This is a genomic window from Cupriavidus numazuensis (assembly GCF_905397435.1).
GTDB classification, from domain to species: domain Bacteria; phylum Pseudomonadota; class Gammaproteobacteria; order Burkholderiales; family Burkholderiaceae; genus Cupriavidus; species Cupriavidus numazuensis.
On the sequence record NZ_CAJPVI010000002.1, the window covers coordinates 287,016 to 308,877 of the forward strand.

Sequence of the window (21,862 nt, forward strand, 5' to 3'; positions counted from 1 at the left end):
CGCACAGGATAGCCGAGTTCGGCATGGCGGCGGCAGCATCGCTTCGCGGCCGCCGTCGTGGTCAGCCGTGGTGGGAAGCGCCCGGCGCGCTTGCGGATGGCGATTTCGCCGAAGTCTGAGGGCTTTCAGCACACGGGTGCGCCGCGCGGGCAGCAGCGCGGCCACGTTCGATGACGGCCCAGTCGGGGCCGGCCATGGCGGGCCATGCCGCCGTGACAGCCGCGGCGCCGAGCAGCGCCAGCAGGATGTTCTTCATTGCAGTCTCTGGAGCGGGAAATTTGCGCAGGCGCCGTGGAGCACGGAGCCTGCGGGAGCGCTTACGCGTTGGCGCCTGTGTGTGCGGGCGAGGCCGACACGCCGCGCTGGTCCATGCCGGCGATGTTCAACGTGGTCGCCGGGTGGTTGGCGCCATCGGTGAACGGGTCACGCTTGCCGAGGGCATTGCCACCGTCGGTGTACGGGTCGCGCTTGCCGAGAACATTGCCGCCGTCGGTGTACGGGTCCGGGTTGCCCTGGCGCATGATGTAGCCGTAGCGGTCGCCGGAGATGCCGCGGTCCTGCATGCCTTGGGCGGCGGCCTGGCCGGCCAAGGCGCTGGCACCAACGGTAGCGACGGTAAGGAGGAGGGCTTTGAGGATCTTGTTGTGCATGTCTGCTGCTTCTTCTGACTGATTGGAGGCGGCATTCCCCCTGGGAATCGTGGGGGACGCGGCGCGGCGGATCTGCCGTCCCGCATGCCGTCCGGGTCGCCTTGCGAGCGGTGCCGTAGTGTTTGTTGTGCGGCACGGAAGCAAGTGTAGTCACGCAGCGTTATTCCGTTGATGATTTAAACGTCGATCTTCCAGTCGGTTTTTTCATCATGAACCGTTTGCATGCCTTGCGAATCAGGGTTGACCCGCTCCATTGCCGGCAGCGGCATTCGCTACACTGAAGCGCTGCACCCGCGCGGAACAAGGCTGGCCCGAACCGCCGCGCGCGGGTAGAGCGTTACACGCCGCGCCCCCCATGAATCAAGCCCCGACGCCATCCTTACCGTCCCCGCAGGAACCTGCGGCCGCGCGCACGCTGCGGCACATCGTCGCCGATGAAGCCCAGGCGGCCGCCGCGGAACTGGACGGCTGGCAACAGCGTTACCAGCAGCTCACGCCCGGCGTCTTTCGCGCCGAGGTATCCCAGGTGACATACGGTGATGTCCATGTCTTCCGCGAACTGACGTCGCAGAGCCTGCTTGAGGAGGGCGAAGCGGCACGTGGCTATGTCTCGCTGGCCCTGCCCGACGTGCAGTGCCAGGGTGGCTGGTTCTCCGGTTACGCGATGGACGGACAGACGCTGCTGTGCGCCGGCAACGGCCGCGCACTGGCGATGCGTACGCCACTGCAACTCGATCTCGCCGGACTGACGGTGCCGATGCCGGCGCTTCAGCGCGCCATGGCGCTGGCTGGCGGCGAGACGGTCCGGTTGGAACGGATGGCGCCCGTGCGTCAGGTGACGAAAGGCGCCAGCCGGGAATTCCGGGCAGTACTGTTGTCGGTCCTGGCCACCGCGGCGATCGATGCCGAGGTGTTCAGCAACCGCTTTGTCGAAAGCGCGATGCGCGATGCCTTGCTGCTCGCGGCTGCGACCGCCCTGGTCGGCGATGGCACTGACCGCAACGAACCGCTACCCACGATTCCCGCGCGGCGCCGGCTGGTGGCGGACGCCTACCAGATGATCCGCAGCGCCCCCGACCAGCCGTGGAGCATCCTGTCGTTATGCGAACGGCTGGGCGTGTCGCGGCGCACGCTGCAATACAGCTTCAACGAGGTGACCGGGCTGTCGCCGCTCGATTTCGTGCGCGCGGTACGCATGAATGGCGTGCGCCAGGCACTTCGCACCGGCGCTGCGGAGTCCGTCGGCGCGGCAGCCGCAAGCTTCGGCTTCCAGCATCTGCCGCGATTTGCCGCGCAGTACCGCGCTTTCTTCGGCGAACTGCCGTCAGCGACGCTCGCGCGCCGCTGACTCGACTTTCCCTCGTCAGGCCATTACCGCGCGCGGCAGGTGTCGACCTACCCAGTCGCGTTCCTGCTCGTACGCCCGGGCCACGCGCAAGACGCTCAGGTCATCGCGCGGACGGCCGATGAGCTGCATGCCCATGGGCAGCCCGTTCTTGCCGAAGCCGACCGGCACGCTGATGGCCGGACAGCCTGACAGCGTCCACGGGAACACGACTTCCATCCAGCGGTGGTAGGTATCCATCTGCCGGCCGGCGATCTCCTTGGGCCATGGTTGACGCACATCGAACGGAAAGACCTGTGCGGTCGGCACGGCGATGTAGTCGAATTTGGCAAAGACGCCTTCCACTGCCTGATACCACGCACTGCGGTCGGCGCTGGCCGCATAGATGTCCGCGCCGCTGAGCTTGAGCGCGCCTTCGATTTCCCAGATGGCTTCGGGCTTGAGCAGCGCGCGCTTGGCCTCGTCGCGGTAGAACGGCAGCATGCCGTTGCCGACCAGGAAGTGCCGGTGCACGAGCCAGGTCTTCCACAGGCGTTCGGGCGAGAACGGCGGCTTGATCTTTTCTACGCCCACGCCAAAGGCCGGGAACGCCTGCAGGGCCTGCTCACATAGCTGCAGGATGCCGTCTTCCATCGGCAGGTAGCCGTCCCAGTCACCGAGCCAGGCCACGCGCTTGCCCTTCAGGTCCGTCGACAGCGCGGCCATGACGTTGTCCGGCGTCAGCGTGGCAAGCACCGGGTCCGACGCCAGCGCCTGTGGCGTGCGCGGATCGGGGCCGGCCTGGGTGGCGAGCAGCAGGGCCACGTCAGCCACTGTGCGGCCCATCGGGCCTTCATAGCCGAGCTGCTGGATAAAGACTTCCGGCGTGGGCCCATAGGGCACCCGTCCTACGGAGGGACGGAAGCCGTAGACATTACAGAACCCGGCCGGGTTGCGCAGCGAACCGCCGAAATCGCTGCCGTCCGCCACGGGCAGCAGGCGCATGGCCAGGGCCGCCGCGGCGCCGCCGCTGCTGCCGCCCGCTGTGCGCGTGCTGTCGTACGGATTGCGCGTGGGGCCATACACCGGGTTGAAGGTCTGCGAGCCCAGGCCGAACTCGGGCGTATTGGTCTTGCCGAGCAGGATCGCACCCGACTTGCGTACGCGTTCGACGATGATCGCGTCGGACGTCGGCACGTTGTCCTTGAAAATCGGCGAGCCGAACGTGGTGCGGATGCCGCGCGTGAGCGCCAGATCCTTCGGGGCCTGCGGCATGCCATGCATCCATCCCGCCACTTTGCGCGCGGCGAGCGCCTCGTCCGCCGCGGCGGCTTCCTGCATCAGGGCATCACGGTCTCGCAGCGCGACGATGGCGTTGGTCACCGGATTGACGCGGTCGATATGCGCCAGATAGGCGCTCATGACCTGCCGGCAGGACAGGCGCCCGCCGCGGATTTCGCGTGAGAGCTGCCAGGCCGGCATCAGTACGATCGGGTCCGGCGTACCGCCGCCGGTGGCCGGGCCGGACGTGGCAGGCGCCGCGCCCGCTGGGGCGGCACTCGCTGTCCGGCTGGTCATGGCCGCGGCGGCGACAGTGGTAACGGCCGCGCCGGCCAGGTGGCTCAGCCATTGGCGCCGGCCGGGCTGCGGGGTGGACTGCGGAGTGGACGATGCAGGGGCGGTATCGTTCATGGTCTGTCTTGTCATAGTGGGAAACCCATCGGCAGCCGGGCGGCAATTACACGGCGATCATGACCGATTTGGTCTCGGTATAGTGGTCGAACACGGCACGGCCCATTTCGCGGCCAAGGCCTGACTGCTTGAAGCCGCCGAACGGCATCGCGTTGTCGAGCAGGTTGTGGCAATTGACCCAGACCGTGCCGGCCTTGATGCGCGGCACGAGCCGGTGCACGCGCGACAGGTCGTTGGACCAGACCGATGCCGCCAGCCCGAACGGCGTGCCATTGGCGCGGCCGACCACTTCGTCGATGTCATCGTAGGGCAGTGCCACGACCACGGGCCCGAAGATTTCCTCCTGCACGACCGATGATGTCTCCGGTGCACGCGCCAGCACAGTGGGCTTGAAGAAGTGGCCGCGCGGCAGGTCGGCATTGCCGCCGCAGACCAGTTGCGCGCCGGCATCCACGCCGGCCTGCACGTAGCCGGCCACGCGCTTGCGCTGGCGGCGCGATACCAGCGGACCCATGCCAGTGTCCGGCTCCAGGCCCGGCCCCAGGCGCAGGCTGTTGGCGATATCGGCCAGTGCCTGCACCGTCGCGTCGAACTTCGAGCGCGGCAGGTACAGCCGCGAGCCGGCGGTGCATACCTGGCCCTGGTTGAAGAAGATGGCCTGTGCGGCGCCCGCGGCGGCAGCTTCCGGCGACATATCGTCGAGCATGATCACGGGCGACTTGCCGCCGAGTTCCAGCGTCACGCGCGCCAGGCGCTCCATTGCCGCGCCGCCGACGAGCTTGCCGACTTCCGTCGACCCGGTGAACGCGATCTTGTCGACCTGCGGATGGCCAGCGAGCGCCGCGCCGCAACGCGCTCCGTCGCCGGTGACGATATTGACGACACCTGCCGGATAGCCCGCTTCCATCACGAGCTCGCCGAGGCGCAGTGCCGACAGCGGCGTTTCCTCGGCAGGCTTGAGCACCACGGTGCAGCCGCACGCCAGTGCGGGACCGAGCTTCCACGCGGCCATCAGCAGCGGGAAATTCCACGGGATGATGGCCCCCACCACGCCTACGGCTTCCTGCCGCGTGAACGCGACGAATTCGCGCTCGCGCACCAGCGGCACCGACACATCCAGGCTTTCACCGTGCAGCTTGGTGGCCCAGCCCGCCATGTAGCGCAGGAAGCCCGCGGCGCCGGCCACATCGATCGCGCGCGCCATGGTCGCGGGCTTGCCGTTGTCCAGCGCTTCGATCTGCGCGAGTTCCTCGGCATTGGCTTCCACCAGGTCGGCCAGGCGCAGCAGCAGGCGTTCGCGGTCCGATGGGCGCATGGCGTGCCACGGGCCTTGTTCGAAGGCCTTGCGCGCGGCTTGTACAGCGGCATCGACATCGGCCGGTCCGGCTGCGGGCACTTCAGCCAGCGTGGTCTCGCTGGCGGGGTCTTCCGTGGTGAAGACAGCGCCGTCGGCAGCGGCGCACCACTGGCCGTCGATCAGCATGCGCTTCGGGCGCTGCAGGAAGGCGCGGGTGGCGGCGGAAAGCAGTTCGGTGCGGGTATCCATGGGTCTCCTCGGGTGTCTTGATTGATGTGTCGGTTCAGCGGCTGGTGCCGAGAATGGCGGCGCGGTGCGCGGCCACGTCGTCCAGCCGGTCATTGCGATAGCGGGTAACTTCTTCAGTGGTGAACGGGGCGATGTCCTGGCGGCCGGTCAGCGCGGGCAGCATCCAGTTCATCAGTTCGGCGACCTCGGCATTCGTCAGCGATGAGCCCGAGGTGCCGGGCACCTGGATCAGGAACGCGCGCCCGGCGGCCGTGGCCAGCAGTTGCGGCACGGTAGTGCGCATGTCCGGAATGCCTGCCGCCGGCTTGCCCGATCCGTCCGGCAGGTGGCAGCCGGAGCAGTGCAGCACGTAGTTGGCGTGACCGCGCTGGAGCCGGCCTTCGGCGTGCGCAGCACCGGCCACCAGCGCGGTGGCCAGCCATGCCAGGGCGAGACGGATCGTGGCGCGCTGCATGTCAGTTCGCCGCGTCGCGCAGCTTGCGCACGGCGCCCGGCGTCTTGCGCTGCGCGCGGGCCTGGGCCAGTGCGTCAGGGCCAACGGCGGCCGTGGCCTGGCCGTTCTGCGTGCCGAGCCACGCCAGCACGGCGGCGAGCGATTCGTCGGGCAGCGTACCGAAGGCCGGCATCACGCCATTGAACGACTGGCCCTGCGATTCGATGGGGCCCGCCATGCCGTGCACCAGCACATTGGCCAGGTAAGTCCGGCCCGCCGGGGAGCCAAGGCGCTCGCGCAGCGCATTGGCCAGCGGCGGCGCCACGCCCGGAATGCCGCTGGCATCGTTGTTATGGCAGGCAGCGCAGTTCGCGGCGAACACTTCCTTGCCTTGTGCGACGAGATCCGCCGCGCTGGCCGTTGCCGCAGCGCCGGCAAGTACGAGCGCCAGCCACAGTGTGTGCGATCGGGATTTCATTCCTGGACTCCGAGGATGATCGAGGTGGTGCAATGGAACATCGTGCTCGAGTTGCTCATGCACCAGTTCACGTCGTTGTGCACGCCGAGCTTGTAGCCGGGGCGCTCGCGCTCATTGGTGTTGCACTCGCAGCGCCCGCACGTGGTTTTGCCGCAGCAATCGTTGTAGCTGACCATGTAGTCCTTGCCGTCGGCCGGGTTGCGGCACGTGCCGACCCACGACACGCGCGATGGCTCCGTGCCCGGCGGGCACGTGGTGGAGCTGCCGCCGCAGCACGAACACAGGAAGCCGTCCACGGCGCAGTATTTCCAGTAGTCGCACGAGGTCTCGTCCACGGCCTTGCCGGTCTTTGCGCCGTGCGCGGCCGCGGCATGTACGCTGCGGTCGAACGGCAGCACCGGCAGTGCCACCGTGCCCACCATGGCCTTGCCCAGCGTGGCCAGCATGCTGCGTCGCCCGGTGCGCTGGGCGGCACGGCGGGTCTGGCGTTCGAAAAGCTTGTCAAACCACATCGTTGTATCTCCTTGCCGCTCAGGCATGCGTTTCCAGGAACTGCTGCACGGACGCCACGTTCAGGTCCATCGCCGTGAACAGGCTTTCGAGCTGCTCGCGGGAGTTGACCAGGCCCTTGGCGCGCAGCGTTCCGTGCTCGTCCAGCAGCACCGCGTAAGGCAGCTTGCCGATCTGCAGGTGCATGCCGAGTTCGCGCGACAGTACGTAGTCGAAATCGCCAAGACCGGCCTGGCGCAGGAAGGCGAGGTGCTCGGGCTGCTCGCCGTCAGACGCGAGCACAACGCGCAGCCAGCTGCCTTCGCTGGCGCGGATGGATTTCAGGACCGGAATCAGCTTCTTGCAGACAGGGCAGGTCGGGGACAGGAAGAACAGCAGCGTGCTGGCCGCCTGATGGCCGCCTACGGTGACGGCGGTGCCGCGCACGTCCTGCAGCGCGAACGGTTGCAGCGGCTGGCCGACGCGCGGGCCGGCGTCGATCATCAGCGCGCCCATCGGGGCGACGCGTTCATACAGAATGCCGACCTGGCGGGCCAGGGCGTAGAGCCCGAACAGCAGCGCCAGCACGGCGATCCACAGCACGATATTGGCAATGACAAGTGCAGTCATGACAGTCTCACGAAGAAATAATGGAAAAGGGATTCAGGCCCGTACCGGACTGCGGGCACGTCCGGCGTTGACAAGCAGTTGCGTGGCGCCGAGCCACATGAGCAGCAGGGCCAGTGCGATAAAGCCTGCCGCGGCATAGTCGAGTGCCGACATTGCACGGCCGTTGCCGCCTGCGGCCGACGCTGCGGCGATGCCCAGCACTGCGAGCAGCGCGGCATTGCGCCACAACAGTCCACCGGACAGCGGCATGCTGTCGTCCGCGCCGCCGCAACCGCAGCGGATGTCGCGCCGGCCGCGCAGCAGGTTGATCGCCACGGCGCCGGTCGCCACGCCAGCCACGCCCATCGCGGCCAGGGACGAAGCCGCCTGTAGCGGCATCAGCGCGAGCAGCAGCACGGCAAGGGCTTCGGCGCCGATGAGGGCCAGCGCTACCGCGCGCCCCCACGCTGCCGGGACCAGCCGGTAGGCATCGATGGCGCCATGGAAGCGATCGGGCTCGCGCAGCTTCGGCGCGACCGACAGCAGCAGCACGAGCGCCGCCGCTGCGCTGCAGGACGCCGTGACGACCGGATCGCCGATCAGATCGAAGGCAGTCATTGGTGCGCCTCCACTTGCACGGAGTTCTCGCTCACGTTGTCCAAGCGCGCCACCTGCTTCAAGTTTCGGGCGGGATCCAGCGCGACCACGCCCGACTTGGCGGCATCGAGTGCGTACAGCACCGGCTGGCTGCCTTGCGTGATGGTCAGGGCCAACGCGTTCTGCCCCGGCGCGCGTGCCACGCGCTTGTGCTGGGCAAGGTCGATGGTCCAGATCTCGGCGGCCGGGGTCTTGTGCGAGCCTTCGCGGCTGCGCGGATGCATGCCGACGTAGAGCCGCTGCGTGCCTGCATGCAGCGTGAAGAGCTGGTAGCCGCCCGGCTTCCAGCCGCCCTTGGCATCGGCCGCGGAGAGGATGGGCCACGGCTTGCTGAAGGCCGGCGTCTCGGCCGACAGGTCAGCCGTGTACACGTTGCCGTTGAACGAGACGAAGTACAGCGTGTCGCCGATGCGTTCCGAGTGCAGGAAGACCGGGTCGGCATCGGGATCGAACATGCGCGCGCTGCGCTTCTGCCCGGTGGGCTGGCCCTGTGCGTCGTGCGCTACGGTCAGCATGGCGCCGTCGCTGCACAGCGTGCGGAAGCGCTGGCTGGATGCCGCCGTGGCGAAGATCCCCCAGCAACCGGGCGTCTGCGTTTCCGCGACGAATTTCCCGGCCTGCAGGTCGACGATGCTGACCGATGTCGCCGGCGTGGCGTTCTGCACGTACAGGAAGCGGCCATCCGCCGATACCGTGATGATGCCGCGGTAGTTCAGCGATTGCGCGTGGCGCGGCGGAATCACGATCTCGCTGCGGTAGGCCAGCGTGTCGGCGTCGTAGATGCTGACGACATCCGTGCGCTCGCCACGGGTCAGGCGCGGGTAATAAGTGGAAACGACATAGATCGAGCGCTTGTCCGGCGACAGCACGGACTGACCGCCGAAGCCCGTGGGCAGCAGGCCCAGGTACTTCATCTTCCGGCCGTCCACGACATGCAGCCGGCCGTCGACCATGTGGCGGAACGCCACGTCGGAGATATACAGCCGGTTCTCGTCGGCGGGCGCCAACGGCGCCACCGTCAGCGTCTCGGGCGGCAGGTCTTCGGCCACGGCCGCGCCCGCGCCGAGCACTGCGGCAAGCAAGAGGGGGATCAGGCGCCGGGACCTGCTTCCGGCTGCCCGCGGCGCACGCCCGGGCGTGCTGCTGGCGTCATTCACGACTGGCTCCTGTCTGTGCTGGAAATGGAGCCAGTCTAGAAATGGCGGTCGCTCAGGCGTTAGCCAGGATCGGCAACGGTCATACCGGGGGAATTACTAGGGTGAGCCAAGGGTGCGGACGCGTATAAGCCGTACCTATGCGCTGGATTGGCGCAGGATTTGGCCTCAGGCGGGGTTCTAGGACTGCCTTCCGGTTGGTGCTGCACCGTGCCGGAGCATGACGGCGTCCGGGCGAGCATCCGTTTTTGGCAATGGGTGCGATACGTCGTGGCCGTGTTCCGCGGCTTGCGGAGCCCCGCCTGCCTGCTGCCACCCGCCGCCAAGCGCCAGAAACAGGTCGATCTGACGCATGGCAACCCGACTGTCCGACTCCGCGAGCGCAGCTTCCGCATCGGCCAGCGTTCGCTCGGCGTCCAGCCGCGCCAGATAGGGCGTACGTCCAGCCTCGTAACGCTGCCGTTCCTGCCGCGCCGCTTCCGCCGCCTGGTCGCGCGCGAGGTGCAGCGCGTGCTGGCGCTCCAGCTCGCGCGAGTAGGCGCTGAGTGCGGTTTCGGTCTCCTGCAATGCCCGCAGCACCACGCCGTCAAAATGCGCGAGCGCGGCATCCGCGCCGGCTTCCATGCGCGCGATGCGCGGTCGCACGCCGTTGGTCGGGAAATTCCAGCTCAGCATCGGGCCGATGCTCCAGCGGGCCGTCGGTCCACTGCCGAGATCGCTCAACAGGCCAGTCAGGCCGGCGGACGCGCCGATGCGGATACTCGGGTAGAGATCCGCCGTGGCCACGCCGATCTTCGCGGTAGCGGCGGCCAGTTCGCGCTCGGCCTGCCGGATGTCGGGCCGGCGCTTGAGCAGTGCGGCGCCATCGCCGACCGGCAGTGGTTGCGTCAGCGGTGGTTCCTCGTGGCATTCGGTTTCCTCTGCCGGCAGGGCGGCCGGCGGCTTGCCGAGCACCAGCGCCAGGCGGAATCTGGCGGCTTCGCGCGCGGCTTCCAGCGGGGGCAGCGCGGCGCGCAAGGCCTCCACACGCGCCTGGGCGCGCACAGCGTCCGTGGGCTCGGCCCGGCCGGCGGCTGCGAGCTTGCGCGTGGCATCGACCGTGCGATCCTGCAGCGCAATCTGCTGGCGGGCCACCGCGAGTTCATGGCTGGCCGCGCAGCCTTGCACGTAGGCGCGCACTGTCTGGGCGGCAACGCCAACGCGGGCCGCGTCGAGGGCCGCTTCGCTGGCCTGTATGTTGGCCAGCGCCGCTTCATCGGCGCGCGCAAGCTTGCCGAAGAAGTCGATCAGGTAAGACACGCCGGGCCCGAAATCCCCGAGATTGAACACCGGCGGCTTGGTCGTCTGCAGGTAGCTCTGCCCCGACAACTGGGCGCGCGAGACGCTCGCGCCGATGCCGCCTTGCGGCAGGTTCTCGGCCTCTACCTCGTGCAACGCGGCCGTGGCCCGGCGCAGGTTGGCCGATGCCACGCGGATATCGGTGTTGGCCGCGAGCGCCTCGCGGACCAGACGGTCGAGCCGCGGATCGTCGTATAGCTGCCACCACGCATCGGGGACCGGGCCGATCGATACAGCGGGATTCGCACTGCCCAGCAACTTGCCGTTGGCCTCGGGCGCGCGTAGGGCGGCGGCATCGGGTACGTGGTAGTCCGGTCCGACCGTGGTGCACGCGAACAGGAGCGGAAGCAGCGGCATCAGCCCTATGCATCGCCATGTCCTCACGGCTTGTGCTCCACGACGGGCTGCTGCACGGACACCGTGGCCGTGCGTCCTGACACCAGCCGCACGTCAGGCGGGACCGCATCAAACGTGATGCGCACGGGCACGCGCTGCGCCAGTCGCACCCAGTTGAACGTCGGGTTCACGTTCGGCAACAGATTGGAGCCGGCGCTGCGGTCGCGGTCCTCGATGCCGGCGGCGATGCTCTGCACGTGGCCGCGCAAATGGTGCGGCTCGCCCATGATATGTACGTCGACCGGGCTGCCGATGTGGATGCGATGCAGCTTGGTTTCCTCGAAATAGCCTTCGACATGGAACGACGAGGTATCGACCATGGACAGCACGGGCCGTCCGGTGGAAACGTAGTCGCCCAGCCGTGGCAGCCGGTCATTGAGGTAGCCATCGGCAGGGCTGAGCACGCTGGTGCGCTCCAGGTTCAGGCGCGCGAGCCGTACGGCGGCGTCGGCCTGTGCCAGCGCGGCTTCGGCCTGTTCAACGCGGGCGCGGCCCTGTTCTGCCACCTCGCCTGCGACCAGGCCATCCAGTGAGCGATTGCGCGCGGATTCGCGCCTTGCCTGCGCCAGCGTCGCGCGCAGTGCCGCGGCATTCGCCGTCGCCTGCTGCAAGGCCAGCGCGTAGCGGTCACGGTCAATCTCGAACAGCACCTGGCCGCGCCGCACTTGCTGGTTGTCGTGCACGAGCACGCGTGTCACCAGTCCGGATACGTCCGGCGCAATCTGGACGATATCGGCGCGCACGTGGCCGTCGCGTGTCCACGGCGCGGCCGTGTAGTAGTCCCACAGGTGCCGCAGCACCAGGACAGCGGCAAGCAGTGCCAGCAGCGTGGGCAACAGCCTGAGGAGGGGGCGGAATCTGAACGTCATGTCGGCAGCCTCAGACCGAGGGCGACGACGCCGCCCAGCACGATCACATAGAGGCAGAGATTGAAGAGGGAGCGATGCCACACGTGCCGGTAGAACCCGAGCCGGGCCAGCAGCACGCGTACGCATGTGGTGGCCGCGAACGCTGCCAGCATCAGCACCAGCAGCGCCGGCACGAACACGCCGTAGAGGTCGATCTCAGTGTTCAAGGCCGGGCTCCTGTATCCGGTAGGCCGGCGACGTGCGGCTCGTGCAGCGTGACACGCAGTACGACGAGCGCGGCAATGGTCTCGTCGCGATGCTCCGGAAGCGCGGCGACCTGGGCAATGGCCGCGTCGATGCAGGCGGGCAATTCGACGGACGGCGCTGCGGCATGCCCGCTGCGCAGGCGCGCACGGTAGTGGCGCGCCACCAGTGCCAGCACACGCCGGACCGGCCGCCGTGCGACGGTGGGCAGCGACGGCAGCGCGCGCCGCAGCGCCAGTGCGCAGAAGCCGACGTGCAGTTCGCTGAAGCCATCCGGGCCGGCGCGCACGGCGCCAAGCCGTGGCACCAACTGGCCGAGGCGATCCAGCATGCGCGCGCCAAGCTTCGCGTCATGGTCCGCGCCCGGCCATGCGGCCGCGCCGGCCAGGTCTTGCCAGCTTGCGCGGATCAGCCGGCGCGCGGCGACGCTTGCGCCGAACGGACGCGTGGCCAGCGCCCACAGCGGTGCGAACAGCATGGCCGCGGCGTTGGCGAGGCTGCCGTTGAACGTGCCAAGAAAGTTGGCATCGTAGACGCTCTGGATATTGGCGAACGACGCCGTGTTCACCGACAGCAGCATGGCAATCAGGTTGAAACCGGGCCGAGTGATCAGCATGCCGATGCCAAGGTAGGGCACGGCAAGCATGCCCGCGAGCGTCTCGAAATTCTGCGCATGCGGTACCACCAGGAACAGGTAGAACGAGGCCACGACGAAGCAGACGGCACTCCAGCGCAGGAAGGAGCGGGCGACCGGCCGCGGCTCGTCGATGGTCGCGAAGAAACAGCACGCGATGGAGGACACCGCCACCGCCCCGGCGCCGTCCGGCCAGCCGGAGAAAATCCAGAGCAGGCCCGCGCAGAACACCGCCAGGCCCGTGGATGCGGCACCGAACAACAGCATGCCGTGGTCGTGATGCAGCGCGCCCCTTGCCGGCATGGTTGCGGCGGCCGGGGTATCGCTCAGTTTCGGAAGCGGCTGGTCGGGCCGGTCGCCGATGCCATGCTGGAGCGCTGCGCAGTCGCTGCACAACGCGGCCAGTTGCGCGAGCTGGCTGCTTGCCGCCGTCAGCAACTGCGCGTGCCAGCTGTCTGCTGCGGCGCTGGCCAGCGCCTGGCGATCCGCGTGCGGCGGCGAGCCAGCCAGGCCACCGCGCAGCCATTGCGAGAGCGCCGACAGCGCCTGCGCGAGCGGTGCCGGCACGCCGGCCGGATGCATGCGCAGCGCCTCCAGCACCGCAGACAGCGCGGACAGCAACGGCATCAGCGTGGTCATGCGTGCCCGCAGGGCGCGCGCATGGCGCAAGGAGCCGGCGCTTTCGGTGTCGTAGGAAAGCTGGGCGATCAATTGATCCAACGCGAGGATGTCGGCGGCGAGGCGATGGCGGCCTGCGTCGGCCCGAGCATTCGCGCAGAGGATGTCGTCAGCCCATGCCGCGGCATCCGCCAGCCAGCTCGCGGCGCGTGCGCGCAGGGCCGGGGCGACCTTGACTGGCAGGATGATCGATCCGACCAGCCCCGCGCAGACAATGCCGATGACGATTTCTTCGATGCGCGCGACGGCCAGATCGAAGATCTGCGCGGGCTGGTCTACCGCCGGCAGCGCCACGATCGGCAGCGTGTACGCAGCCAGCAGGAATACATACGCGCGCGGCGAGCGCTGCAGCAGCGACAGGTAGACCAGCGCGACGATCCACAGCGAGATGGCCGCCATCAGCACGATGGGCATATTGACCAGCAGCGGCACGGTCGCCACCGCGGCGGCGGCGCCCAGCACGGTGCCGGCGACGCGATACGCGGCCTTGGAGCGCGTGGCGCCCGTCAGCGGATGCGAGACGAAGTACACCGTCGCCATGGCCCAGTAGGGCCGCGGCAAGCCTAGCGCCAGCGCGATATAGAGCGCGAGCATGGCGGCCAGGAATGCTTTCAGCGAAAACAGCCACTGTCGTGCATTCGGCCGCATGGCCATGAGATCGAGTTTTAGTGTTCTGGTTTGGGGGCGCATCGTGCGCCGCCTGGTGCGGCCTTGTTGCCGGACGCAGGCGTAAGCGGAGCGTGGAAGCGAAGTGTAGTCAAATGGCGGCCATTCCAATCATGATTTAAAATTCCTGGAATCATTCAGTATTTTCATGGAAGTGCTGCCACCGTCATGCCGATCGATATCCGCGCGCTGCGCTACTTTGTCGAAACCGCACGCCTGAGGAGTTTTACGCAGGCGGCCACGTCGCTGTTCGTCACGCAATCGACCATCAGCAAGATGGTCCGGCAGCTCGAAGACGAGGTCGGGCAGCCGCTGCTGATCCGCGAAGGCAAGACGGTGCGGCTGACCGATGTGGGCCGCGTGGTGTACGAGCGCGGGCAGGAGGCACTTGGCGTGGTGCACCGGCTCACGCTGGAGGTCGCGGACTTGTCATCGCTGGGACGCGGACAGTTGACCGTCGGCATTCCGCCCATGGTCAACCTGTTCTTCTCGCCCGCCGTCAGCGCATTCCGCAAGCGCTATCCGAACCTTGAACTGCATCTGGCCGAGCATGGCGGCCATCTGGTCGAACAGATGGTGGCCAGCGGGGAACTGGAGGTGGGCGCCACAGTGCTGCCGGTGGACAGCGGCGTGGAACTGGCGACGCAGCCGTTCGCCAACTATCCGATCTGGGCCGTGGGGCCGCGCAAGGCGGCCTGGGCCCGTGGCAAGACCGTCAGCCTGGCGGCGCTGCGCGATGAACCGTTGGTGCTGCTGACTGACGCGTTCTCGCTCACGCACAAGCTGCGCCTGGCGTTCCTGGAGGCGCGCATCGAGCCGCGCGTGGTCGCGCAAAGCGGCCACTGGGATTTCCTGGCGTCGATGGCGGCTGCCGGTCTTGGCACAACGTTCCTGCCTCAGCCCTTCCTGGCACGGTTGCAGGACCGGGACAACCTGGCCGTAGCGCGGCTGACTGAGCCCGCGATGGACTGGGCGCTGGCGCATACCTGGCTGCCGGGCCGTTATCTTTCGCACGCGGCGCGGGCATGGCTGGCGGTCTGCGACGAGGTATTGGGCGGGAAGACGCTGTCGGCGTGAACCTGTCTTGTCCCGGCTGGGCCTGGGGCAGGCCGAGTTGCTGGCGAGCACAGCAACGGTTCGCGGTGATCGCGCTATCGGACTTCTGGTGAAGGGTAGCGGGACGTGGCGCTCGATGCGCCGGACGTGTCGCATCGTCCGGGCGGGACGTGCAGCAGAACCAGCGGCTCCTGTCCCGCCATATAGCGGTAGTCCAGCGTCACGCCGAGCTTGCCCAGTACCGGGACGTCCGGATTGCGGCAAACGCCGCGCTCGAGGATCGGCCGGGCCGACACCATGAAGGCCTTGGTGTCCTCGCGCTTCGGTTCGACGCCCGTCACCTGCAGGTGAAACTCCACGATCTTCCCGGGCCGCGTGGCGCAGCCGGTCAGGCGGGTCGAACTATCGAGCACGATTGGGGTGGCTCGCGCGAGTTCCGCGCAGGCCATGCCGAGCTGGCGTTCGGCATCGCGCGCGGTCAGCCGCGTCACTCCCGCCATGCCGCTTGGCTTGCCGCGTACGGTGCCCAGCAGCAGGCTGGCCAGTCCGGAAAGCGCAGGCGCGGCAAAACTGGGCGGGGACGCAGCGACGAGCAGCAGGGCGAGCAGCCATGATGCCCGCCGTTTATCGGCAGGAAGGCAGGGGAAAGGCATGAAAGACCGCAACGCAGGCAGAAACATCTCGTAACACGCGATGTCCACTGTAGCGCGCGGCGGTGCCGATTGTTGTCAGGCGTTGTCCTACGGCGCAACAAGGTCTTGATTTGCATTGCGGGGAGCAGGGCGCCGGAGCAGAACGCCTATTGCGTCCAATAGACATCCACCGGCGTGCTGTCCTGGTGCAGCAGGTAGCTGACCGGCAACATCGGCGTGGGCTCCATGGTCGCGGCATCGAATACCTGTTTCTTCCACGGCCCGCTGAAGCTGATCAGTACGCGCCGCGCGCCCAGCAGGGCACGCAGGTTCAGGCTGACGCGGCGGTGCGGCGCCGCGCGTGGGCTCATGGCGAGGTAGCCTGGCGGCTCGTTCAGCGACAGGCCTACGGGCAGTTCGGGCGCATCCGCAAACAGCGACGCGGTATGGCCGTCATCGCCCATGCCGAGCACGACCACGTCGGGCTGGCGGTAATTGCGGTTCAGTTCGGCCACGACGGCCGAGGTGTCGATCTCCGCGATTTCCGTACAGAACGTTGGCACGGGCGGCTGGAACGACGCGCGCGACGCGGCCTGGCGCAGCAGTGCGTCGCAGACGAGCCGCGCATTGCTGTCTGTGTGGTCGATCGGCACCATCCGCTCATCGACGAGCATGACGCTGATGCGATCCCATGGCAGGGGGCGCTGCTGCAATGCCGCGAACAGCGGCAGCGGCAAACGGTCCCCCGAGATGGCCAGGCAAGCTTCGTCCTTGCTGGCCAGCGTGCGCTCCAGCTCGCACGCGACGGCGCGCGCCATGGCATCGGCGTGCGCGCAGGCATCGTTCAGTTCGATTTGGCGCATTGGCTTCCTCCCTGCAGGTGGCGGCAAAGCGATCCACGGCGGGGTGCAAACGCCCTGGCTCGCGTGCGGCCGGACGGCATGCTCACGCCGATATTCCGGTCCACGTTTCGGGTCGCGCTTTTGGCCGGTTCGGCGGTTTGCCGGGCACAGCGCTTGTTGGATGAATCGATTCTAGGTGCCAAACGGTGCGCTGCACAATCGGGCATGCACTGACACGGTGGTGAAGGTGCGTCGAGTGCACTTCGGACTGCGTTGGTATGCGGCTGGCGTCACAATTCCCGCTCATGCGCAACAAGGGAGCGTTGACGAGCAGCGTAGCGCGCGCTGTTGCGGCGCGAAAAGCGGCTCAGGAACCGCCGCGGTCGACCAGCACGACGGTCACGAGCAATGACGCGTTGGTGATCGCGTTGACATCATGTGGGGCACCCGCCCCAAGGTAGAGCAGGTCGCCCTGGTGCAGGCGCCGCTGGGCGCCGTCCACGCCGATCTCGACTTCGCCTTCCAGGCACTGGATCGTGGATGCCCCGGCGACGGAGTGGGAGCCGACACGCTTGCCCGCCGGCAGTACCATGCGCATCACTTCCAGCCCGTGTTCCTTGAACAGGGCGGCACTCGGCGTCTGCGTGAGTTGCTTGCCGAGCGGCAGCACGCTGGCGACTTCGCCGGAAGACAGGTGGGGCAGAGACATGGCGGGACTCCTCGTTGCGGCGTTGTCTGGCGGGAATGACATGCGACCTCGTCATTGTAGGAGCCATGAACGTCCCGCCGGACCCGCGCAACGATGGCCAGCCAACTTTGCGCCGGCTGGCTCCGCCGGGGATCAGGACGCGGGCGCGGGCGCCGGCTGGCTGCCGGTGTCGGCAGCAGTGCCGGTCTGGTCATGCCAGCCGCCGCCGAGGGCCTTGTAGAGATTGACCTCGCTGGTCAGCTGTTCCTGCCGCGCGACGATCAGGAGTTGCTGCGCGTTGTAGAGCGATCGCTGCGCATCCAGCACCGCCAGGTAGCTGTCCACGCCGGTACGGTAGCGGCGGTCGGCGAGGTTGTAGGCATCCTGCGCCGCTTCGACAAAACGCAGCTGCGCCTCGAGCTGGCTGGTGTACGTGCCGCGCGCGGCGAGGCCATCGGAGACTTCGCGGAAGGCCGTCTGGATCGTGCGCTCGTACTGCGCGATGTTGATGTCCTTCTGGATCTTCGCGTAGTCGAGGCTCGCGCGCAGGCTGCCGGCCGTGAACAGCGGCAGGCTGATCTGCGGCTGGAACAGCCAGGTGCCCGATCCGGCCTTGAACAGGCCGGACAGTTCATTGCTGGCCGTGCCCGCCGAAGCCGTCAGGGCGATGCGCGGGAAAAACGCCGCGCGCGCCGCGCCGATATTGGCGTTGGCCGAGCGCAGGCGGTGTTCGGCCGCGAGCACGTCGGGCCGGTTTTGCAGCAGGTCGGACGGCAAGCCTGCCGGCACGTCCGCCGTCAGCTTCTGTTCGAGCGGCAACGGTGGTGGCAGGTCGTCCGGCATGCCGGTGCCCAGTAACAGCATCAGCGCATTCTCGTCCTGCGCGACCAGGCGCGTGTAGCGCGCCAGGCTGGCGCGCGCGTTTTCCACGGCGGTCTGCGACTGCCGCAGGTCCAGGCGTGAGGCAATGCCCTCCTCGTAGCTGCGGCGCGTCAGGCCATAGCTGCGCTCGTAGTTCGCCAGCGTATTGCGCGTGAGCGTGAGCTGGGCGTCATCGGCGAGCAGCGCCAGGTAGGCGTTGGCCACGCTGGCCACCAGCGCGATCTGTGCGCTGCGGCGGGTTTCGTCGCTCGCGAAGTATTGCTCGAGCGCCGCTTCGCTGAGGCTGCGGATGCGGCCGAACAGGTCGAGCTCCCATGCTGTGGTGCCGAGCGACACGCCGTACTGGCTCGCGATCATGCGCCGTCCGGTGGTGGACAGGTCCGCGGGAATGCGCTGGCGCGTTTCCTGCGCGGCCACGCCGATCGCGGGGAACAGGTCGGCCCGCTCGATCTGGTATTGCGCACGGAACGCTTCGACGTTCAGTGCCGCCACGCGCAGGTCGCGGTTATTGTCGAGCGCGACTTCGATCAGTCGGCGCAGCCGCGCGTCGGCAAAGAAGTCGCGCCAGCCGAGATCGGTCGCACGCACCTGCTGCGCGCCTGGGGCGGTATCGGCTGTCGCATAGGCGGCGCCTTGCGGGTAGGCTTGCGCCACCGGCAGCGCCGGCTGTTCATACGAGGGAATCAGGCTGCAACCGGCCAGCAGGGCGACGGCGGCAGCACAGGTCAGGGTCTTCTTCATTGCAGCGCGCCTTTTTCCGCGGGGGCGTCAGGCTGGCTCGGCTTGCGTTTGCGTGCGAACAGCGAATTGACGGCGACAAAGAACAACGGCACCCAGAAAATCGCGAGTACCGTGGCGGTGATCATGCCGCCGATCACGCCGGTGCCGATGGCGTGCTGGCTGCCCGCGCCGGCGCCGGTCGAGACGGCCAGCGGGAACACGCCGAGCATGAACGCGAGCGAGGTCATCACGATCGGGCGCAAACGCATGCGACAAGCCTCGATGGCGGCGTCGACAAGGCTCTTGCCGTGCTCGTACTGGCTCTTCGCGAATTCCACGATCAGGATGGCGTTCTTGGCGGACAGGCCGATCGTGGTCAGCAAGCCGACCTGGAAGAACACATCGTTGGACAGGCCGCGTGCCATGGTGGCGAGCAAGGCGCCGATCACGCCGAGCGGCACCACGAGCATCACCGAGAACGGGATCGTCCAGCTTTCATAGAGCGCGGCCAGGCACAGGAACACCACCAGCAGCGACAGCGCGTACAGTGCCGGCGCCTGCGAGCCGGACAGCCGCTCTTCATACGACAGGCCGGTCCATGCATAGCCCACACCGGCCGGCATCTGCTTCATGATCTCCTCGATCTCTTTCATGGCCTCGCCGGAACTGCGGCCTGCGGCCGGTTCGCCCAGCACTTCCACGGCCGGCACGCCGTTGTAGCGCTGCAGCTTCGGCGAGCCGAAGCCCCACTTGCCTTCGGCAAACGCGGAGAACGGCACCATCTCGCCCTTGTCGTTGCGCACGAACCATTTGTCGACATCGTCGGGGTTCATGCGTGAATCGGGACTGCCTTGCACGTAGACGCGCTTCACGCGGCCGCGGTCGACGAAGTCGTTCACATAGCTCGAACCCCAGGCGATCGACACCGTGCTGTTGATATCGGCCAGCGAGATGCCGAGCGCGCGCGCCTTTTCATCGTCGATCACGAGCTGGTACTGCGGCTGGTCGTTGAGTCCGTTCGGGCGCACGCGCTGCAGCACCGGGCTCTTCGAGGCGAGCGCCAGGAACTTGTCGCGCGCGTTCATCAAGGCCTGGTGGCCGATGCCGGCCTGGTCCTGCAGGTACAGGTCGAAGCCCGTGGCGTTGCCCAGTTCCTGCACCGCGGGCGGGGCGAACGCGAACGACATCGAGTCGCGGAAGCTCGCGAACTTGCGCTGGGCGCGCGCTGCCAGGTCGAACACGCTGGTGTCGTCGCCGGTGCGTTCCTCCCACGGTTTGAGCAGGATGAAGGCGAGGCCCGAGTTCTGGCCGCGGCCGGCGAAGTTGAAGCCGTTGACGGTAAACAGCGAGTCCACCACGCCGCCTTCCTGCTTGAGCAGGTATTCGCGCATCTGGTTCAGGACTTTCTGCGTGCGCTCGGCGGTGGCACCGGCTGGCGTCTGTACCTGGGCGTAGAGCACGCCCTGGTCTTCTTCCGGCAGGAAGGACGTGGGAATGCGCGTGAACAGGAAGCCCATCGCCACGAGGATCGCCACGTAGATCAGCACGAACGGCAGGCGGCGCTTCAGGATCGTCGACACGCCGCGCTCATACCCCTGCGTGGTCGAAATGAACTTGCGGTTGAACCAGCCGAAGAATCCGCCCTTGTTCTCGCCGTGGTCGCCCTTTTCGATGGGCTGCAGCATGGTCGCGCACAAGGCCGGCGTCAGGATCAGCGCGACCAGCACGGACATCACCATCGACGACACGATGGTGATCGAGAACTGCCGGTAGATCACGCCCGTGGAGCCGCCGAAGAACGCCATCGGCAGGAACACCGCCGACAGCACCATGGCGATGCCGACCAGCGCGCCCTGGATCTGGCCCATGGACCGCCGCGCCGCCTCCTTCGGTGGCAGGCCTTCCTCGGCCATCACGCGCTCGACGTTTTCGACCACGACGATCGCGTCATCGACGAGCAGGCCGATGGCCAGCACCATGCCGAACATGGTCAGCGTATTGATGGTGTACCCGAACGCGGCCAGCACGCCGAACGTGCCCAGCAGCACCACCGGCACGGCAATCGTCGGGATCAGCGTGGCGCGGAAGTTCTGCAGGAACAGGTACATCACCAGGAACACCAGCACGATGGCTTCCATCAGCGTCTTCACGACCTCGTGGATCGAGCCCGAGATCACCGGCGAGGTGTCATACGGGTAGACGACTTTCATGCCGGCCGGGAAGAACGGCTCGAGCGTGTCGAGCGTCTTGCGGATCGCGCGTACCGTTTCCAGCGCGTTGGCGCCGGCGGCCAGACGCACGGCGATACCGGAGGCCGGCTGGCCGTTGTACTGCGCGTTGATGTTGTAGTCCTGGCCGCCCAGGCCAACCTCGGCCACGTCCTTCAGGCGCACCTGCGAGCCGTCCGGGTTGACCTTGAGCAGGATGTTGCCGAACTGTTCGCCGGTCTGCAGGCGGGTCTTGCCGATCACGCTGGCATTGAGCTGCTGGCCCTGGACGGCAGGCAGCCCGCCCAGCTGGCCGGAAGCGACCTGCACGTTCTGCGCCTTGATGGCGTTGCTGACATCGAGCGGCGTGAGCTGGTAGCTGTTGAGCTTCGCCGGGTCGATCCACACGCGCATCGCGTACTGGGAGCCGAACACCTGGAAGTCGCCGACGCCATACGTGCGCGACAGCGGGTCCTGGATGTTCGAGACGATGTAGTTCGACAGGTCTTCCCGCGTAATCTTCGGATCCGTGGAGATCAGGCCGACGATCAGCAGGAAGTTGCGCACCGACTTCGTCACGCGGATACCCTGCTGCTGCACTTCCTGCGGCAGCAGCGGCTGCGCGAGCGCGAGCTTGTTCTGTACCTGCACCTGCGCGATGTCGGGGTTGGTGCCCTGTTCGAACGTGACGGTGATGGTCATGCTGCCGTCGGCATTGCTTTCCGACGAGATGTAGCGCAGGCGGTCCAGGCCGTTGAGCTGCTGCTCGATGACCTGGACCACGGTGTCCTGCACGGTCTCGGCCGAGGCGCCCGGATAGTTGACCGAGATGGCGATGGTCGGCGGCGCAATGGCCGGATACTGGCTGATCGGCAGCGAGCGGATCGACAGCACGCCGGCCAGCATGATGACCAGCGCGATCACCCACGCGAAGATGGGGCGATCGATAAAGAAATTGGACATGAATACTCCCTCGCCG

The 21,862-nt window shown here is 67.5% G+C and carries 21 protein-coding genes; 2 read left to right on the forward strand and 19 right to left on the reverse strand.

Annotated features, from left to right (window positions below):
- Positions 1 to 61: 61 nt before the first annotated feature.
- Both KHO41_RS03435 and KHO41_RS03440 read right to left on the reverse strand, forming a co-directional pair.
- Positions 62 to 256: a hypothetical protein gene (locus KHO41_RS03435; RefSeq protein WP_211951900.1), complete on the reverse strand. Its 195-nt coding sequence runs from the start codon at positions 254 to 256 to the stop codon at positions 62 to 64.
- 61 nt (positions 257 to 317) lie between these two features.
- Entirely contained in the window at positions 318 to 650 is a 333-nt protein-coding gene (locus KHO41_RS03440) for a hypothetical protein (protein ID WP_211951901.1), read from the reverse strand.
- Positions 651 to 1,005: 355 nt separating this feature from the next.
- Here KHO41_RS03440 and KHO41_RS03445 point away from each other — a divergent pair, with 355 nt between their 5' ends.
- A complete protein-coding gene (locus KHO41_RS03445) occupies positions 1,006 to 1,998 on the forward strand; it encodes a helix-turn-helix domain-containing protein (RefSeq protein ID WP_211951902.1) in 993 nt (330 codons plus the stop codon).
- Between the two features lie 15 nt (positions 1,999 to 2,013).
- On the opposite strand, the gene KHO41_RS03450 is transcribed toward KHO41_RS03445, so the two are convergent.
- The 12 genes from KHO41_RS03450 to KHO41_RS03505 all read right to left on the reverse strand — a co-directional run bounded on the left by KHO41_RS03450 (position 2,014) and on the right by KHO41_RS03505 (position 13,844).
- Positions 2,014 to 3,552: an amidase gene (locus tag KHO41_RS03450; protein WP_376989561.1), complete on the reverse strand. Its 1,539-nt coding sequence runs from the start codon at positions 3,550 to 3,552 to the stop codon at positions 2,014 to 2,016.
- A 160-nt stretch (positions 3,553 to 3,712) separates the two neighbouring features.
- A complete protein-coding gene (locus tag KHO41_RS03455; protein ID WP_211951904.1) occupies positions 3,713 to 5,212 on the reverse strand; it encodes an aldehyde dehydrogenase family protein in 1,500 nt (499 codons plus the stop codon).
- 34 nt (positions 5,213 to 5,246) lie between these two features.
- Entirely contained in the window at positions 5,247 to 5,666 is a 420-nt protein-coding gene (locus KHO41_RS03460) for a cytochrome C (protein WP_211951905.1), read from the reverse strand.
- A 1-nt stretch (position 5,667) separates the two neighbouring features.
- Positions 5,668 to 6,123 (reverse strand): c-type cytochrome, encoded by a 456-nt coding sequence (locus KHO41_RS03465; protein WP_211951906.1) that lies wholly within the window; start codon positions 6,121 to 6,123, stop codon positions 5,668 to 5,670.
- Entirely contained in the window at positions 6,120 to 6,635 is a 516-nt protein-coding gene (locus KHO41_RS03470; protein WP_211951907.1) for a methylamine dehydrogenase light chain, read from the reverse strand. Before KHO41_RS03470 ends, KHO41_RS03465 begins: the two co-directional genes overlap by 4 nt.
- Before the next feature lie 19 nt (positions 6,636 to 6,654).
- A complete protein-coding gene (gene mauD / locus KHO41_RS03475) occupies positions 6,655 to 7,242 on the reverse strand; it encodes a methylamine dehydrogenase accessory protein MauD (protein WP_211951908.1) in 588 nt (195 codons plus the stop codon).
- A 33-nt stretch (positions 7,243 to 7,275) separates the two neighbouring features.
- Entirely contained in the window at positions 7,276 to 7,839 is a 564-nt protein-coding gene (locus tag KHO41_RS03480) for a MauE/DoxX family redox-associated membrane protein (protein WP_211951909.1), read from the reverse strand.
- Positions 7,836 to 9,035, reverse strand: a complete 1,200-nt coding sequence (locus KHO41_RS03485) for an amine dehydrogenase large subunit (RefSeq protein WP_211951910.1) — start codon at positions 9,033 to 9,035, stop codon at positions 7,836 to 7,838. The genes KHO41_RS03480 and KHO41_RS03485 overlap by 4 nt, the downstream gene beginning before the upstream one ends.
- 177 nt (positions 9,036 to 9,212) lie before the next feature.
- The gene (locus KHO41_RS03490) at positions 9,213 to 10,727 is read right to left on the reverse strand and encodes an efflux transporter outer membrane subunit (protein WP_211951911.1); all 1,515 of its coding nucleotides are present in this window, start codon (positions 10,725 to 10,727) and stop codon (positions 9,213 to 9,215) included.
- 23 nt (positions 10,728 to 10,750) lie between these two features.
- Positions 10,751 to 11,635, reverse strand: coding sequence for an efflux RND transporter periplasmic adaptor subunit (locus tag KHO41_RS03495; protein ID WP_211951912.1), 885 nt, complete (start codon positions 11,633 to 11,635; stop codon positions 10,751 to 10,753).
- Positions 11,632 to 11,787, reverse strand: coding sequence for a DUF1656 domain-containing protein (locus tag KHO41_RS03500; protein WP_376989560.1), 156 nt, complete (start codon positions 11,785 to 11,787; stop codon positions 11,632 to 11,634). The genes KHO41_RS03495 and KHO41_RS03500 overlap by 4 nt, the downstream gene beginning before the upstream one ends.
- A gap of 50 nt (positions 11,788 to 11,837) precedes the next feature.
- Complete coding sequence (locus KHO41_RS03505; RefSeq protein WP_211951951.1) at positions 11,838 to 13,844, reverse strand: FUSC family protein; 2,007 nt, start codon at positions 13,842 to 13,844, stop codon at positions 11,838 to 11,840.
- Between the two features lie 180 nt (positions 13,845 to 14,024).
- On the opposite strand from KHO41_RS03505, the gene KHO41_RS03510 reads away from it, so the two are divergent.
- Positions 14,025 to 14,933 (forward strand): LysR family transcriptional regulator, encoded by a 909-nt coding sequence (locus KHO41_RS03510; RefSeq protein ID WP_211951913.1) that lies wholly within the window; start codon positions 14,025 to 14,027, stop codon positions 14,931 to 14,933.
- Between the two features lie 74 nt (positions 14,934 to 15,007).
- Here KHO41_RS03510 and KHO41_RS03515 read toward each other — a convergent pair whose 3' ends face one another.
- From KHO41_RS03515 to KHO41_RS03535, 5 genes are all read right to left on the reverse strand, one after another.
- Positions 15,008 to 15,565 (reverse strand): hypothetical protein, encoded by a 558-nt coding sequence (locus tag KHO41_RS03515; protein WP_244873695.1) that lies wholly within the window; start codon positions 15,563 to 15,565, stop codon positions 15,008 to 15,010.
- A 146-nt stretch (positions 15,566 to 15,711) separates the two neighbouring features.
- Positions 15,712 to 16,407 (reverse strand): 6-phosphogluconolactonase, encoded by a 696-nt coding sequence (pgl, locus tag KHO41_RS03520; protein ID WP_211951915.1) that lies wholly within the window; start codon positions 16,405 to 16,407, stop codon positions 15,712 to 15,714.
- A gap of 346 nt (positions 16,408 to 16,753) precedes the next feature.
- Complete coding sequence (locus KHO41_RS03525; protein WP_211951916.1) at positions 16,754 to 17,095, reverse strand: cupin domain-containing protein; 342 nt, start codon at positions 17,093 to 17,095, stop codon at positions 16,754 to 16,756.
- Positions 17,096 to 17,227: 132 nt separating this feature from the next.
- Complete coding sequence (gene adeC / locus KHO41_RS03530; RefSeq protein WP_211951917.1) at positions 17,228 to 18,697, reverse strand: AdeC/AdeK/OprM family multidrug efflux complex outer membrane factor; 1,470 nt, start codon at positions 18,695 to 18,697, stop codon at positions 17,228 to 17,230.
- A complete protein-coding gene (locus KHO41_RS03535; protein WP_211951918.1) occupies positions 18,694 to 21,846 on the reverse strand; it encodes an efflux RND transporter permease subunit in 3,153 nt (1,050 codons plus the stop codon). Before KHO41_RS03535 ends, adeC begins: the two co-directional genes overlap by 4 nt.
- Positions 21,847 to 21,862 lie beyond the last annotated feature (16 nt).